A 15037-nucleotide genomic window follows, 5' to 3' on the forward strand; every position below is an offset into this window, starting at 1 on the left:
CATGTTCTTTATGTAGTCTGCATGGCCAGGGCAGTCTACATGAGCATAGTGTCTCTTTGGAGTTTCGTACTCAACATGGGCAACTGCGATAGTTATTCCTCTTTCCTTTTCCTCAGGTGCTTTATCTATCTGATCAAAGGGTACCCATGTGGCAAGACCCTTTTTTTCCAATACCCTTGTTATTGCGGATGTAAGGGTGGTCTTTCCGTGGTCTATGTGGCCTATGGTACCTATGTTCACGTGGGGTTTGGTCCGTTCGAATTTTTTCTTGGACATATAAGACCTCCGTTAAATAATTTCACCACCTGTAGTGTGCAAAAGCCTTGTTAGCTTCGGCCATCTTATGAGTATCTTCCTTCTTCTTTATGGCACCACCTTTGTTGTTATAGGCATCCATTATCTCCGCGGCCAACTTTTCTTTCATGGTCCTTTCCGACCTTTCCCTGGCATATTTGATGAGCCAACGAATACTCAGAGAAATCTGTCTTTCAGGTCTCACCTCAACCGGTACCTGGTACGTTGCTCCTCCAACTCTCCTCGGTTTAACTTCCAGCTCTGGTTTCACATTTTCAACGGCTTTGTGAAATATCTTTAAGGGGTTCTCCTTCATTTTCTTCTGTATTATGTCAAAAGCCTCATAGACGATCCGTGTTGCGATGGTTTTCTTTCCATCCCACATAACACAGTTTATGAGTTTTTGGACAAGCGGATCCCCGTACTTTGCATCAGGCGGTACTTCTCTCCTTTTTACATGACCCCTTCTAGGCATACTTTCCCCCCTTTACTGCTTGGGTCTTTTCGTACCGTACTTAGACCTACTCTTCTTCCTATTTGCCACACCTGCCGCATCCAGCGCTCCCCTTATCACATGGTACCTCACGCCAGGAAGATCTTTAACCCTACCACCCCTTATAAGCACAACCGAGTGCTCCTGCAAATTGTGACCTATCCCAGGGATGTAAGCCGTGACTTCTATCCCGTTTGTCAGCCTGACACGAGCAACTTTTCTCAAAGCCGAATTCGGTTTTTTCGGAGTAGTGGTGTAAACCCTTATACAAACCCCTCTTTTCTGAGGACAACCGGTAAGGGCGGGAGCCGCACTTTTTCTTTTGACACTTTTCCTCTCGTGCCTAACCAATTGGTTAATCGTAGGCATCAAAAACCTCCAAAAAATAATCCCTTTTGCCGAGGGATTAGGGGCGTCTTAAAAAAACTCTGTATATTAAACAATTTCTTTTTCCTATGTCAAGCAAAAACGACGGAGGGATGCCTTCTCAACATTTGGTTTTTGAGGCTTCCAGGAGTTTTGAAAGCCCTTTTTTTACAAGCCAATTTTCTCTTGACAAACGCGCTTAAGATGAACAAAAATCGAAAATGAATCTCACGAAAGGGGGTTTGTATGATTTCCCTAAACGTCAACGGCAAAGTATATAAAATCGATGTTCCTCCTGACACGCCCCTTATCTGGGTTCTTAGGGACCACTTAAAACTCACCGGGACGAAGTATGCATGTGGGATAGGGGAATGCGGAGCCTGTACCGTCCATATCGATGGTGTTGCAAAACGTTCGTGTGTAGTGGCCGTCGGGGATGTTCAAGGAAAGAGGATAGTGACAATAGAGGGTCTTCCCAAAAACCATCCGGTAAAGAGGGCCTGGATTATCGAACAGGTTCCTCAATGCGGTTTCTGCCAGCCCGGAACGATAATGCAGGTAGCATACCTTATCTCTAAAACGCCAAATCCGGATCCAGAAAAGATCATAAAAGAGATGGATGACATAATATGCCGTTGCGGAACATATCCCCGTATGAAAAGAGCCGTCAAAAAAGCGATTGAACTTTTAAGGAAGGGGGGAGGAAAATGAAGGATTTGATTATGACAAGAAGAACGTTTCTAAAAACGACAGGATTTGTTATAGCAATAACTCTTACACCCTTCGGTCCAAAGATAATAAACGCATCAGAAAAAAAGGACATAGAAAAGTTTCAGCCCACCGTGTGGTACGAGATAACTCCCGATAACAGGGTTACGATATACTTTGGTAATTCTGAGATGGGTCAAGGCTCTATGACTTCCCAACCAATGATTATAGCTGATGAACTTGAGGCAGACTGGAAACTTGTTACGATAAAACAAAAAGGGTCTGACGACGCGTTCAGAAACCCGATTCTTCGCGCCCAGATCACCGTTGCAAGTGCAAGCATCAGAGGATTTTATGACGTACTAAGAAAGGCAGGTGCGGCAGGTAGAGTCATGTTGGTTAAAGCAGCTTCAGATCTCTGGAAAGTTCCCGAGGAAGAATGTTTTGCAAAGCTGAGTACTGTCATCCACAAAAAGTCAGGAAAAAAGATAACGTACGGAAAGCTGGTTCCTTATGCTTCAAAGCTTCCGGTACCGGAAAATCCGCCCCTCAAAGACGAAAAGGAATTTAGATACATGGGGAAGTCCATAAGAAGGGTCGACATTCCAGATAAAGTGGAAGGTAAGGCAATTTTTGGTCTGGACGTGGAAGTGCCTAATATGCTATACGCGGTAGTCGCCCATCCACCCGCATACAATGCCAAACCACTATTATACGATGAGAAAGCCGCGATGGCCATTAAGGGTGTGAAGAAGGTTTTAAAGATTCCCCAGGGGATTGCGGTTCTGGCTGATGATTTTTACTCGGCATATAAAGGTGTGGAAGCTTTAAATGTAAAGTGGGACGAAGGTTCTCATCCTCATATGGACAGTCCATATGTGGAGAAGTACTTTATGGAATGTCTTGACAAACCAGGCGTTGTGGCCAAAAACGAGGGTGATATACAGAGGGCACTTTCTGAAGCAAAATCCGTTTATGAGGCTATCTATTACGTGCCCCACATCTCCCACGCCCTTATGGAACCCATAAACATCACCGTACACTTTCAAAAAGATAAATGTGAAATATGGGCTCCGACCCAATCTCAAACTGGAACCAGAATGGCAGCATCCAGGGTTTTGGGGATTCCACCCGAAAAGATCCATGTAAACACCACTTTTTTGGGTTGCGGTTTAGGCAGAAAGGCCATGACAGATTATGTTATTGAGGCATGCGAAATAGCAAAACAGGTTGACAGGCCCATTAAGCTTGTCTGGACGAGAGAAGACGACATAAAGCGTGACTGGTTCAGGGCCGCAACCTGTCAAAGGATTAAAGCCGCCCTTGACGGAGCAGGAAATGTTATAGGGTGGCACCATAAAGTTGTCTGTACCTCCATTCTCAGATTTTACAACCCTGCCGCTATAAAGAATGGTGTTGACTATTTCTGTCTCTGGGGGATTGTGGATTCACCACCACCTCCGGTTTTTAGTTCTACCGTTTACGAGTTTCCAAATTTTTACGTGGAACAGTATCTTTCTGAGCTTCCAATACCAGCTGCTCCCTGGAGATCGGTGCAAAATGCGCCAAATGCTTTTGTAGTTGAGTGTTTCATAGATGAACTTGCCCATTTTGTGAAAAAGGATCCTATTGAGTTTCGTATGCATCTTCTCAGGAACAACCCTAGAGCAAGGGCTGTACTTGAGGCAGTAAAAGAAATGGCAGGCTGGGGAAGAAAATTACCAAAGGGCAAGGGCATAGGTATCGCACAGCATTCCTGCTTTGGTACTTACGTTGCGCAGGTTGCGGAGATTTCGGTGGACGAGAAAACCGGTTCGATAAGGGTTGAGAAAGTTTGTTGTGCCGTGGACTGCGGTCCTTGCGTGAACCCTCAAAACGCTGTCTCTCAGATTGAAGGGGCCATCGTTCTAGGTGTCAGCACGGCTCTTAAAGAAGAGATAGTGTTTGAGAAAGGAGGAGTAAAAAGTTCGAATTTTGACGACTACAGGATAATAAGGATGAGCGAGGTACCTGAGATAAAAGTTAAGATACTAGATAGTAAGGAGAAGATCGGAGGAATAGGAGAGCCAGGTGTAACACCCGTTGCGCCGGCAATTGCGAATGCGTTCTTTAATGCGACTGGAGTAAGAATAAGAAGATTACCTTTGTCACCCAAAGTTGTACTGGAGGCTTTAAAGAAGAAGTAGTTTTTGCTTTTCTCTTGACAATTACTATCCGCAGGTATAATCTGGATAGGTTTTTACGCCGTCCTATATCTTTGGCAGAGGGCTTGGATTGCTTAGATCCTTGAAGTTCCGTTTTACTCTTGTCGCCGTGTTTCTTTTGATCTCGTGTGTATACTGTCTTCCCAATTTCGTGGAGATAAAAGGTAGTCTTAAGAAGTACCTTCCTACGGATAAGATAAATCTCGGTCTCGATTTGAAAGGCGGTATACATCTCCTTCTCGAAATGGATACTGAAAAACTTTTGAATTCGGTTATGGACAGAAAGGTCGAGACGTTAAAAGACTCGATGATAAGGCATGGGGTGAGGTTCCTTTCCCTCGGAAGAAAAGAGACAGAGATCACCGTATCTTTGAGGCCTGAACACAAAGACAGGCTTTTTACCTTAGTTATGAACGAATTTCCCGATTTGAAGTTTGTAAATCAAAAAGAAAAGATTGATGAGATTGAAGTCACATTCGTACTTCCTGAAAACCATTTCTTGGACATTAAAGAGAATGCGACACTTCAGGCGCTCGAAATTATCAGGAACAGAATAGATCAATTTGGAGTTGTAGAACCGGTGATTACAAAAGAAGGGGAGGATCGAATACTTATCCAGCTTCCCGGGGTAAAGGATCCGCAGAGAGCTCTCGATGTAATAGGAAAGACGGCTATGCTGGAGTTTAAGCTTGTGGATGAAGAGAATATGAAAACGTATACCGGTGGGCCGCCTCCAGAGGGAAGTGAGGTCTTACCGATGAGGGTTAAGAGTAGAGAAACTGGAGTCGAAACAAAAGTACCAATTCTTCTTAAGAAACAGACGGTTCTCACCGGCGAGTTTTTGACCGATGCTTCTGTAAAGATAGGAGGGGAGCTTGGAAGTGAACCTTACGTTGCTTTAGAGTTTAACTCAGAGGGAGCGCGTATATTCGAGAGAATTACCGCCGAAAACGTGGGTAGACGGCTGGCGATAATACTCGACAACGTCGTGTACTCGGCACCGGTGATAAAGGAGAGAATTTCAGGAGGCAAAGCGTCAATAACCGGTGCCTTCACCATGGATGAGGCAAAGGATCTTGCAATAGTTTTGAGGGCTGGAGCTCTTCCGGCACCGGTCAAAGTGGTTCAGAATATAACTATAGGTCCGACCTTGGGCCAAGATTCAATAAGAAGGGGTGTTCGGGCATCTATACTCGGAGCATTGCTTGTGGTAGGCTTTATGGTCTTTTATTACCGCGGATCCGGGGTGATAGCTAATATCGCACTTCTTCTTAACATGATCTATCTTTTTGGTGCTTTTACTGCCTTAAAAGCGACTCTCACTTTGCCGGGTATCGCGGGGATAATTCTCACAATCGGCATGGGTGTCGATACGAACGTACTCATTTTCGAGAGAATAAGGGAGGAACTTAGACTCGGAAAGACACCGAGGGCAGCAATAGAGAGTGGATATGAGAAAGCTTGGGTCACCATCTTCGACTCCCACGTGACAACACTCATTACCACATTCATCCTCTTTATCTTTGGAACAGGCCCCATAAGGGGATTTGCAGTAACATTGAGCATAGGTATCATAATCAATCTTTTTACGGCTGTTTTTGGATCCAAAGCCATATTTGACTGGATCATTATGAAATACAAACCACGGAGTCTCAGCATTTGATGGAATTTTTTGAAATCATAAAAAAGACGAATTTCGATTTTCTATCTCAGAGAAAGAAGGCTTTTCTTCTTTCCTCTTCTCTTGTCGCTTTGGGCCTTTTTGCACTTCTAATGGTATCCCTCGGAAAGGCCAACATGAGTGTTGATTTCACTGGCGGACTCCATATTCACCTACGTTTCAGTAGACAGATTCCTGTTGGGGAACTAAGGGAAGTTTTAAGGGAAGGAGGCATAGACAGAGCTCAAATCCAAGAGATAAGAGGTACAACGGACTTTTTTATAAAGACGAAGTACGAAAAAGCAGATCCCAATGTGGAGGCAGAAAGGGTAAGCTCGGTCCTTAAATCTTACTTTGGCGAAAAGGACTTCCAGATTTTAGGAGTTACAACAGTTGGTCCTTCCGTTGGAAGGGAGCTAAAGAGGAACGCGATAATTGCAATAGTCATAGCAGTTATTTCAATTGTGATCTATATCGCTTGGAGATTTACATTTGTTTTCGGTGTTGCGGCAACTATAGCCACTTTTCACGATGTACTTGCAGTCCTCGGGATATTCTACGTGCTCGGAAAAGAGATAAACATCCTATTGATCACGGCACTTCTTACAATCGCTGGTTATTCTTTGACAGACACGATTGTCGTCTTCGACAGAATACGCGAGAACATGTCAAAACTTATAACAAAATTCACATTTGAAGAGATAATCAATAGGAGCATAAACGAGGTTTTGTCTAGAACTATTATCACTTCTTTGACGACCCTTCTTGCGATAAGTGCGATCCTTCTTCTGGGAGGACCAGTGCTTTTCGATTTCTCATTGGCGCTCTTTCTGGGGGTGGTAATCGGGACATATTCTTCGGTTTTTGTTGCGAGCCCTCTTGTGTACGTGTGGCGAAGGAGAGTCTTGTGACTCTATCCTATATAGGTTAGTCCGTGCATGTAGGGTCTTAAAACCTCAGGGATTATAATCTTTCCATCCTCTGTCTGATAATTTTCCATGATCGCCATTACGGTTCTTCCTACGGCAAGACCCGAACCATTAAGCGTATGAACAAGCTCGATCTTTCCATTCTTCTTTCTGTACCTTATCTTTGCCCTCCTTGATTGAAAATCTTCGAAGTTGCTGCAGGACGACACCTCTCTATATATATTTTGGCCTGGCAGCCAGACCTCAATGTCGTATGTTTTTGCGGATGAGAAACCAAGATCGCCTGTACAAAGGAGGGAAACCCTATAATGTATGTTAAGTCTTTTTAACACATCTTCGGCATCTAGAAGCAGGCTTTCTAGTTCTTCATACGACTCTTCAGGTTTTACAAATTTTACAAGTTCCACCTTGTTGAACTGGTGTTGTCTTGTAAGACCCCTTGTATCGCGACCGTGAGCTCCCGCTTCCTTTCTGAAGCAAGGAGTGTAGGAGCAGAGTTTTATCGGCAAGTCTTCCTCTCTTAAGATTTCATCACTGAAAATGTTAGTTACTGGAACCTCGGCTGTGGGGATGAGAAAATAGTCGAGACCTTCCAGTTTGAAAAGGTCATCTTCGAATTTTGGGAGCTGACCTGTACCCTGCATCGTTTGTCGGTTAACTATAAACGGCGGTAGAACTTCAATGTAATTGTGTTCTTTTGTGTGTAAATCGAGCATAAAGTTTATGAGTGCCCTTTCAAGGAGGGCTCCCTGTGCCTTATAGAGGGTGAATCTTGAGCCGGCAATTTTTGATGCCCTTTTAAAGTCGAGGATGTCGAGTCTTTCTCCGAGCTCCCAATGGGGCAAAGGATTAAAGTTGAAGTTAGGTTTTTCTCCCCAGATCTTTACGATCTTATTGTCGTTTTCGTCCTTTCCTTCCGGTACAGACTCATGAGGAATGTTAGGCACGCAAAGAAGGAGATTCTCCCACTCTTTCTCAACTTCTCTCAGTTCTTTCTCTTTTTCCTCTATCTCTTTCCCAAGAGCCCTCATGAACTCGATCTTCTCGCTTGTATCCAGATTTTGCCTCTTCATTCTAGCAATCTCATCTGAAAGTCTGTTTTTTTCGTTCTTTTTAGATTCCACCTCACGAATCAATACCCTTCTTTTTTCGTCAAGTTCAAAGAGCCTTTCTATGGCAATATCGGTTCCCCTTTTTCTTAGCGCCTCAATAAGAACTTCTCTCTTTTCCCTCAAAAATTTTGGGTTTATCATTCAATCCCCCGTGACCTCCCTTGTGTATTCGAGTGGCCATAGTGTGTAAATTAGACCACTTATAGTATACAACGGTTCTCCATCTACAAGAAGTTGCACTTTTCTCGCGTTCTTAATATTGGCTATGAAAGTATTTACAATACTGTATACCACGACAAGTTCGGAGCTTTCATCAACTCCTTCAAGCAGGTGCGGCGAAAGATCAAGATAAATTACCCCATCATCATCGAGCGCAAAGTGAAGAATTTCAGTTCCCGAAGGAACAACTTTTTCCTCCTTCAATTTCTCTATTAGTAGAAGGGCAAGCTTGTCTGTCTCCTTTGGACTTTTTAAAACTATTCGCTTGACATGTAGCGAATTATAATCTACCGGAAGGTAAAGCTCTACTTCCTGAACGTATTCCTTTGAGATTGGTGTAAGGCTCTCTTTTTTTAAAAACCAGATTGAAATACAGAAAGCCAAAATCCCAATACCGAGAAGTATTGCTAACCCTATTAATCTTCGTCTTTTTTTCACGAATCTTTTAGTTCTTTTAAAAATTCGTCAGATTTCATTACTCTAAGAAGCGGATACATGGCGGTAAATCTGTAAAGCTCAATAACCGTCCTATGTATCTCTTTCTTATAGGCTGCAGATAGATCCTCTAAAATTATCGTGAAGAAGTCCAGGCATACCGCGTCAAAAGCTGTCGCAAGAACGCAAAAGTGAGTGTTAATCCCGCAGACCAGAACGGTATCTACACCAAGTGTCCTTAGTGTTTGATCTAAGTCGGTCTTAAAAAAAGCACTAAACCTCCGTTTTTCTAAAATTATGTCCGTCTTTTCGATTCCAAGACCGGGAAAAGGTTTTACCTCTTCAGTTCCCCGTATAGCATGCTTTTTTAGTTTACCTTTGAAGATGAAATCTTCTTCGAGAAAGCTGTCACAGGCAAAAACGACCGGGAAGTTTCCCTCCCTCATGATCTTCAAAAAGCTTTTCAATGGTTCGACAATTTTAATTGCTTCCTCGTTTTTATCGGTAAGATTTGCCACTATCATGTCCACGACTATTACTGCTGGCTTCATTAATTCCTCCAAGAAAGAGTCTTTTAAAGTTGTTTACGACCGATTCTCCCAAAAGATCCACACCAATTCCCTTGATTTCAGCAATCCTCTGGAAGGTGTACTTTACGTAATAGGGCAAGTTTCTCTCCCCCACTTTTGGATACGGGGCAAGAAAAGGAGCATCGGTTTCGACAAGTAGTGAGTCTATGGGTAAGTATTTTACAACTTCGACTATCTTAGTACTATTTTTGTAAGTCACCGTTCCGGGAATGGAAATAAAAAATCCCCTGTCAAGGAATTTTTTTGCCGCATCTTTGTCGTACGAGAAGCAGTGTATGACCCCCTTTTGGCCTTCTCCGTAGTAGAGGTCTAAAAATTCTATCGTCTCAGTCTCTGCACTCCTCGAGTGTACTATAATTGGAAGCCCGTTCTCTTTAGCGAATTTTAACTGTGAGGCAAACGCATCCCTCTGAATGTCAGGTGGAGAGTAATTCTTGTAAAAATCGAGACCGATTTCTCCGTAAGCTACGATCTTTTCGTGTGCGAAAAGCTTTTTAAGATGAGCGGGCGACACATTCTTCCATTCAATGCTCGAGTGAGGATGGATACCTAAAGCTCCGAAAACGAAGTCGTATTTATTCGTTATCTCCAAAACCTTATCGAAGTATCTTTTTTCGGTGCCGCAGATAAGGATGTAAGCGAGTCCTTCCCTTTTTGACTCAAGAAGTATCTCATCCCTGTCCCTGTCGAATTCTTCTAGTTCCAGATGGCAGTGAGAATCAACAAGCACCATGGGAGATAGAATAACCTATCCCTTAGACTAAACTCCAGCATTTTTCACTGGACATGGCACGGGTTTATGATGCATAAATAAAGACCATGTCACTTAAAGATTTGTTTTCAGGTGAGCCTAACCTCATTATGGTTGGAGGAAAAGGCGGGGTAGGAAAGACGACCTGCGCTTCAGCCATAGCACTCGAGGCAGCCGAAAGGAATAAAAAGGTTCTTATCATATCGAGCGATCCTACTCCTTCCCTTTCTGATATCTTCGAAACGGAAATAGGAAACGAAGAAAAGAGAATTTTGACCGATTTAGAGCTTTACGGCCTTGAAATTTCCTCAGATGTAATACTCCGTAGGTGGAAGGAGCGGTTCGGCGAGGAAATATATGAGGTCATATCTTCTTTTGCAAACGTGGAGTACGATTTTGTCGACTATGTTGGAACAGCACCTGGGATAGAAGAGGAGTACATGCTCCACTTCATAATAGAGCTCGTTGAAGGTTCAAAGTATGACTTAGTCGTGTGGGACACTGCGCCTGCCGGTCATACACTTAGACTTTTAAAATTGCCCCACCTTTTCCTCCGGCACATGGAGGCGGCAACAAAATTCTACATGAACCTTTACAGTTATTTTGAGAGGTTAAAAGATGCCATAAGGCTTAAGGAATCCAAAAGAACCCTTCTAGAAATTATAGCCAGCTGGGAAAAACTGGCCGAAAAGATAGTGTACTTCATCAGGGACAAGCAGAAGACGAGGTATGTCATAATAACTATACCCGAGGCGTTAGGGATCTCTCTTACAGAAAGGATCATAAAGGAATTTAAGGAAAATGGCCTTTCCGTTGATTATGTAGTCATCAATAACGTCATCAAGGAAGCCGATTGCGAATTTCACAGGTCAAGAAAGGCCATGCAAGAAAATTACATAAGAATGCTAAAGGAAAAATTTAGCTACTTTGGTTTTGTGGAGCTTCCGCTTTTTGCTGAGGAGGTAAAAGGTCTTAGGAGAATCCAAAAGGTGAAGGAGGAGCTCTTTTCGTAGTTCAGGAAGGTGGCACTTAGAATAACTGGAGGATCCCTTAAGGGAAGAACGGTTACCATCTCTAATATCAAGACCGTACGCTACACATCCTCAAAAGTGAGGGAGGCAATATTCAGCATGATTGGAGATATTTGCGGTTATACTGTGCTCGAACTATTTGCTGGCTCCGGGATATTTTCGTTTGAAGCCCTAAGCAGGGGGGCAGAGTCCGCAACCCTTGTGGAAAAGGATGAAAGAATGATAAGGGTTTTAGAACGGAATGTGGAACTTTTGGGACTTAAGGTGAAGTGTTCTGTTTTAAGGATGGATGTCTACCAGGCGATCCCTTTTCTTTATAAAAGGGGCGCCAAGTATGATATAATTTTCTTTGACCCTCCGTACGGGATGGGCCATGTAAATGAAACCCTTATGAGACTTGAACTTTATCCATTGCACAAGGAAGATTCATTCATAATCGTTGAGCATTCAAAAAAAGAGGTTCCAAAGATCGCACCCTCGAAGGAAGCGGTCACAAAAAAGTACGGGGACAGCTGCGTCACGGTATTTAGGACGAAAGGAGCGAATTAAATGGCAAAGAAGGTAGCTGTGTACCCTGGTTCATTCGATCCTATCACTTACGGTCATCTGGACATCCTAGATAGAGGACTCCGTCTATTCGATAAGGTAATCATCGCGGTAGCGAAAAATATTGGAAAGCAGGCACTCTTTACTGTCGAAGAGAGAGAGGAGATGATACGGGAGGTCGTAAAAGACAGAAAAAATGTCGTTGTAGATAGTTTTGATGGACTTCTAGTGGACTATTTAAGAAGGGTAAAGGCGAATTTTGTCATCCGGGGACTCAGGGCTATGAGCGACTTTGAGTATGAATTCCAGATGGCCTCAGTCAATAGAACATTAAATCCGGCAATGGATACCATATTTATGATGACGAGCAAAGACTTCTTCTTTGTGAGCTCCCGAACAGTAAAAGAGGTTGCCTCCTTCGGTGGCTCTGTAAAAGAGTTCGTGCCTCCCAATGTGGAAAAAAGGCTAAAGGAAAAATTCCAAAAAGACTTATGAAGCTAAAATTAGCATACATCCCCATTTTTTTTCTCTACTTTATTTTGGCGGCTGAAATAGATTTTGCCTTCTCGGATGAACTTCTAAAGATTAGGGTTCAGGGAGTGATAAATCCGCCTATTGCAGGTTTTATAAAAGAAGCCATAGAAAGGGCGGAAAAGAAAAATGCGGAGGCTTTGATTGTCCTTCTTGATACACCAGGTGGGCTCGATACTTCAATGAGGGATATAGTTAAATCGATAATGGAGTCGGATGTCCCGATCGTAGTTTACGTTGCTCCGCCCGGTGCCAGGGCAGCATCCGCAGGTAGCATAATCCTTCTTGCTTCTCACATAGCCGCCATGGCACCTGGTACAAACGTTGGGGCTGCGCACCCGGTAACAATAGGGAAGGAAAAGGTTGACAAGGAAATGATGAAGAAGGTCGTAAGAGATGCAGAAGCTTACGCAAAAAGTATTGCCATGAAGAGAAAGAGAAACGTGGAATGGGCATCGAGAGCTGTAAGAGAGAGTGCTTCCATAACGGCTGAAGAAGCATTAAAACAGAACGTCATCGATGTTGTAGCCAATGATTTAGACGAACTCGTCCAAAAAATTCACGGAAAAACTGTTGAGACTCGAACTGGAAAGAGGACCCTCAACACAAAAAACAAAAAAGTAACTGAAATAGAGATGCCTTTCAAATTCAGGTTCCTTTCTTACATCAGTGATCCCAATGTGGCATACATCCTCATGATGATAGGCCTTTATGGCATTCTCTTCGAGATTTATAATCCAGGTTCGATCTTTCCAGGTGTTATAGGGGGAATATGCTTAATACTTGCTCTTTATTCATTTCAGGCTCTTCCTATAAGTTATGCGGGACTTTTCTTAATCATACTCGGCATAATATTCTTCATTTTGGAGCTAAAGGTTGTAAGTCACGGGTTGCTGGCCATAGCAGGTATAATCTCGATAGTACTTGGATCTATAATGCTTGTAGATCTTCCCTCTAGCGTTCTTTCAATCTCCTGGAAGTCGATCCTTGCGGTAACTTTAATGTCAGCCCTCTTCTTTTTGGGAGTACTTTCTTATGCTGTGAAGGCCCAGTTTTCCAAAGTGAAAACCGGAAAAGAAGGGCTTGTAGGAGAAGAAGGTTTGGCCAAAACCTTTATCCACGATGATGGAAAAGTTTTAATACACGGCGAGATATGGAACGCTAAAAGCTCAGAACCCATAGAACAAGGGGAAAGGGTCATAGTGGAAAGAGTTGATGGCTTGATTCTTAAGGTAAAAAAGAAGGAGGTAGGCCCATGATACCGATTTACGCCTTTTTCATCATCCTCACGATATTTATACTCGCAAGCGCAATAAAGATACTCAACGAGTACGAAAGGGGTGTAGTCTTCAGGCTAGGAAGGGTTTTAGGAGCGCCGAAAGGACCAGGTCTTGTACTCCTCATTCCTGTGATAGATAGGATGGTGAAGGTGAGCTTAAGAACGGTAGTCTTAGACGTTCCACCCCAAGACGTAATAACGAGGGACAACGTATCTATAAAGGTAAATGCGGTTGTATACTTTAGGGTCATAGATGCTCTAAAGGCAATAATTAGCGTTGAAAATTACTTGTACGCCACAAGTCAGCTTGCTCAGACGACTCTTAGAAGTGTGCTTGGTCAGGCAGAACTGGATGAGCTTTTGGCACATCGCGAGAAGATAAATGACAGGCTCCAGGAGATTCTCGATCAACATACCGAATCTTGGGGTATAAAGGTCTCAAACGTGGAAATAAAGAACGTAGATCTTCCCCAGGAGATGCTTAGAGCGATAGCAAGACAGGCTGAAGCAGAAAGGGAAAGAAGAGCAAAGATCATAGGAGCAGAAGGTGAATTCCAGGCAGCCACAAGGCTTGCAGAGGCTTCTGATATACTGTCTAGAAATCCAATAGCTCTGCAGCTCAGATACTTACAGACCCTCATAGAGATCTCAACAGAGAAGAACTCAACGATAATATTCCCCATCCCCATAGATCTAGTAAAACCCTTTCTTGAGAAAGTCCGGACATGAGGATACTAGCGCTTATAGCGCTCCCATTTTTTCTGATCCTTTCTACCGACTCTGGGTACGGGGCATCTAATCGAGCAAAGAATGATTCCATAAAACCTTACAGATCCTTCATAGTCATCGAAGAGAGAACTGGGGTTAAGCTAGCTTCGGAAAATGAAGATGAAAGGATAGCCCCTGCGAGTTTAACGAAACTCATGCTTTCCCTAATAGTACTGGAAAAGTTAAAGGCGAATGAGATAAGTCTAGACGAAAAGATAAGAGTATCAAAAGAAGCTTCAAAGATGGGTGGGAGCCAGATTTATCTCAAAGAGGGTGAGCTTTTTACTCTGGAAGAACTTATGAAGGCGACACTTGTGGCATCTGCAAATGACGCGGCATACGCCATTGCTGAAAGATTGGCGCAGACCGCAGAAGATTTTGTTCAACTAATGAATCGCAAAGCAAAAGCCCTCGGCCTAACAAAGACCCTCTATAAGTCTGTCCATGGTCTTCCCCGCTTAAGCCAAACCGACACGGATCTCACAACTGCAAAAGACGTGGCTATCCTTGCAAGGGAACTTCTAAAGTATCCCAAGATCCTAGAATGGACATCAATAAAAACGGAGACCTTAAGAAATGGCAACTTAAAAATAGTAAATCACAATAGACTACTTACCCGAATGGAGGGGTTGGTGGACGGACTTAAAACGGGATATCTTAAGATTTGCGGATATAACATTGCTGTGACAGCCAAGAAAGGGGATTTCAGGATAATAGCTGTCATCATGGGAAGTCCTACTGCCAAGGCTCGCGACGATTTCGCGATGGAGCTTATAAATAAGACTTTTTCAGAGTGGTCCTTGAAGGAGCTTGTGAGGGAGCGCGAAATCATCAATAAGGATATATTTCTTCCGGATGGAAAAATCACAAAATTCAAAGGTATGGCTTCCTCTTCATTTAAGTATCCGGTAAGAAAGGATGGGGGCCACACGCCAGATATGGCTGTTGAACTCTCAGAGCGAATACATGGAGAAATCAAAGAGGGACAGAAGCTTGGAGAAATTGTTTTTAGACTTGAGGGAACTGAAATTGGTAAGGTTGACATAGTCTCCCCTTTTGACATTCCAAAGGCGAATATTGTTACAAGGCTCATAAGAAGATCAGGATTGAACATCTGAGGT

General features: G+C 43.2%; 17 protein-coding genes. 10 read left to right on the top strand and 7 right to left on the bottom strand.

Going from position 1 to position 15037, the window contains the following annotated elements; genetic code table 11:
• The 3 genes from NZ583_05465 to rpsL form a co-directional block, all read right to left on the bottom strand.
• Nucleotides 1-276: GTP-binding protein (locus NZ583_05465; GenBank protein MCS7281060.1), on the bottom strand; the 276-nt coding region annotated here is incomplete at its 3' end.
• A gap of 22 nt (nucleotides 277-298) precedes the next feature.
• Complete coding sequence (rpsG, locus tag NZ583_05470) at nucleotides 299-769, bottom strand: 30S ribosomal protein S7 (GenBank protein ID MCS7281061.1); 471 nt, start codon at nucleotides 767-769, stop codon at nucleotides 299-301.
• A gap of 12 nt (nucleotides 770-781) precedes the next feature.
• On the bottom strand, nucleotides 782-1156 hold the full coding sequence (gene rpsL / locus NZ583_05475) for a 30S ribosomal protein S12 (protein ID MCS7281062.1): 375 nt from the start codon (nucleotides 1154-1156) through the stop codon (nucleotides 782-784).
• A 243-nt stretch (nucleotides 1157-1399) separates the two neighbouring features.
• On the opposite strand from rpsL, the gene NZ583_05480 reads away from it, so the two are divergent.
• From NZ583_05480 to secF, 4 genes are all read left to right on the top strand, one after another.
• Nucleotides 1400-1864, top strand: coding sequence for a (2Fe-2S)-binding protein (locus NZ583_05480; GenBank protein MCS7281063.1), 465 nt, complete (start codon nucleotides 1400-1402; stop codon nucleotides 1862-1864).
• The gene (locus tag NZ583_05485; protein ID MCS7281064.1) at nucleotides 1861-4047 is read left to right on the top strand and encodes a xanthine dehydrogenase family protein molybdopterin-binding subunit; all 2187 of its coding nucleotides are present in this window, start codon (nucleotides 1861-1863) and stop codon (nucleotides 4045-4047) included. Before NZ583_05480 ends, NZ583_05485 begins: the two co-directional genes overlap by 4 nt.
• Before the next feature lie 88 nt (nucleotides 4048-4135).
• The gene (gene secD / locus NZ583_05490) at nucleotides 4136-5728 is read left to right on the top strand and encodes a protein translocase subunit SecD (protein MCS7281065.1); all 1593 of its coding nucleotides are present in this window, start codon (nucleotides 4136-4138) and stop codon (nucleotides 5726-5728) included.
• Complete coding sequence (gene secF, locus NZ583_05495) at nucleotides 5728-6636, top strand: protein translocase subunit SecF (GenBank protein MCS7281066.1); 909 nt, start codon at nucleotides 5728-5730, stop codon at nucleotides 6634-6636. Before secD ends, secF begins: the two co-directional genes overlap by 1 nt.
• 2 nt (nucleotides 6637-6638) lie before the next feature.
• On the opposite strand, the gene serS is transcribed toward secF, so the two are convergent.
• Genes serS through NZ583_05515 form a run of 4 tightly spaced genes read right to left on the bottom strand, consistent with a single transcriptional unit; the run spans nucleotide 6639 to nucleotide 9743 of the window.
• Nucleotides 6639-7907, bottom strand: a complete 1269-nt coding sequence (gene serS / locus NZ583_05500) for a serine--tRNA ligase (protein MCS7281067.1) — start codon at nucleotides 7905-7907, stop codon at nucleotides 6639-6641.
• Entirely contained in the window at nucleotides 7908-8423 is a 516-nt protein-coding gene (locus tag NZ583_05505) for a GerMN domain-containing protein (protein ID MCS7281068.1), read from the bottom strand.
• The gene (locus NZ583_05510) at nucleotides 8420-8971 is read right to left on the bottom strand and encodes a cysteine hydrolase (protein MCS7281069.1); all 552 of its coding nucleotides are present in this window, start codon (nucleotides 8969-8971) and stop codon (nucleotides 8420-8422) included. Before NZ583_05510 ends, NZ583_05505 begins: the two co-directional genes overlap by 4 nt.
• Complete coding sequence (locus NZ583_05515) at nucleotides 8919-9743, bottom strand: TatD family hydrolase (protein MCS7281070.1); 825 nt, start codon at nucleotides 9741-9743, stop codon at nucleotides 8919-8921. The genes NZ583_05510 and NZ583_05515 overlap by 53 nt, the downstream gene beginning before the upstream one ends.
• Nucleotides 9744-9829: 86 nt before the next feature.
• Between NZ583_05515 and NZ583_05520 the strand changes: the two genes are divergently transcribed.
• From NZ583_05520 to NZ583_05545, 6 genes are read left to right on the top strand one after another with little or no spacing between them, the layout of a single operon-like run.
• Nucleotides 9830-10774 carry an ArsA family ATPase gene (locus NZ583_05520; protein MCS7281071.1) on the top strand — a complete coding sequence of 315 codons (945 nt, stop codon included), beginning with the start codon at nucleotides 9830-9832 and terminating at the stop codon, nucleotides 10772-10774.
• Between the two features lie 9 nt (nucleotides 10775-10783).
• Nucleotides 10784-11341: a 16S rRNA (guanine(966)-N(2))-methyltransferase RsmD gene (gene rsmD, locus NZ583_05525; protein ID MCS7281072.1), complete on the top strand. Its 558-nt coding sequence runs from the start codon at nucleotides 10784-10786 to the stop codon at nucleotides 11339-11341.
• Entirely contained in the window at nucleotides 11342-11833 is a 492-nt protein-coding gene (gene coaD / locus NZ583_05530) for a pantetheine-phosphate adenylyltransferase (protein ID MCS7281073.1), read from the top strand.
• Nucleotides 11830-13128 (top strand): nodulation protein NfeD, encoded by a 1299-nt coding sequence (locus NZ583_05535; protein ID MCS7281074.1) that lies wholly within the window; start codon nucleotides 11830-11832, stop codon nucleotides 13126-13128. Before coaD ends, NZ583_05535 begins: the two co-directional genes overlap by 4 nt.
• Nucleotides 13125-13877 (top strand): slipin family protein, encoded by a 753-nt coding sequence (locus NZ583_05540; GenBank protein ID MCS7281075.1) that lies wholly within the window; start codon nucleotides 13125-13127, stop codon nucleotides 13875-13877. The genes NZ583_05535 and NZ583_05540 overlap by 4 nt, the downstream gene beginning before the upstream one ends.
• On the top strand, nucleotides 13874-15034 hold the full coding sequence (locus NZ583_05545) for a D-alanyl-D-alanine carboxypeptidase (GenBank protein ID MCS7281076.1): 1161 nt from the start codon (nucleotides 13874-13876) through the stop codon (nucleotides 15032-15034). Before NZ583_05540 ends, NZ583_05545 begins: the two co-directional genes overlap by 4 nt.
• Nucleotides 15035-15037 lie beyond the last annotated feature (3 nt).

The organism is Thermodesulfobacteriota bacterium (assembly GCA_025062045.1).
Lineage (GTDB): Bacteria > Desulfobacterota > Syntrophorhabdia > Syntrophorhabdales > JANXAF01 > JANXAF01.

Excerpts from the sequence above, each read along its gene's own strand:
- NZ583_05540 (MCS7281075.1), top strand. The coding sequence starts at position 13,125 with ATGATACCGATTTACGCCTTTTTCATCATCCTCACGATATTTATACTC.
- rpsL (MCS7281062.1), bottom strand. The coding sequence starts at position 1,156 with ATGCCTACGATTAACCAATTGGTTAGGCACGAGAGGAAAAGTGTCAAA.
- NZ583_05515 (MCS7281070.1), bottom strand. The coding sequence starts at position 9,743 with ATGGTGCTTGTTGATTCTCACTGCCATCTGGAACTAGAAGAATTCGAC.
- NZ583_05535 (MCS7281074.1), top strand. The coding sequence starts at position 11,830 with ATGAAGCTAAAATTAGCATACATCCCCATTTTTTTTCTCTACTTTATT.
- secF (MCS7281066.1), top strand. The coding sequence starts at position 5,728 with ATGGAATTTTTTGAAATCATAAAAAAGACGAATTTCGATTTTCTATCT.
- NZ583_05510 (MCS7281069.1), bottom strand. The coding sequence starts at position 8,971 with ATGAAGCCAGCAGTAATAGTCGTGGACATGATAGTGGCAAATCTTACC.
- NZ583_05520 (MCS7281071.1), top strand. The coding sequence starts at position 9,830 with ATGTCACTTAAAGATTTGTTTTCAGGTGAGCCTAACCTCATTATGGTT.
- NZ583_05545 (MCS7281076.1), top strand. The coding sequence starts at position 13,874 with ATGAGGATACTAGCGCTTATAGCGCTCCCATTTTTTCTGATCCTTTCT.
- coaD (MCS7281073.1), top strand. The coding sequence starts at position 11,342 with ATGGCAAAGAAGGTAGCTGTGTACCCTGGTTCATTCGATCCTATCACT.
- NZ583_05480 (MCS7281063.1), top strand. The coding sequence starts at position 1,400 with ATGATTTCCCTAAACGTCAACGGCAAAGTATATAAAATCGATGTTCCT.
- NZ583_05485 (MCS7281064.1), top strand. The coding sequence starts at position 1,861 with ATGAAGGATTTGATTATGACAAGAAGAACGTTTCTAAAAACGACAGGA.
- rpsG (MCS7281061.1), bottom strand. The coding sequence starts at position 769 with ATGCCTAGAAGGGGTCATGTAAAAAGGAGAGAAGTACCGCCTGATGCA.
- serS (MCS7281067.1), bottom strand. The coding sequence starts at position 7,907 with ATGATAAACCCAAAATTTTTGAGGGAAAAGAGAGAAGTTCTTATTGAG.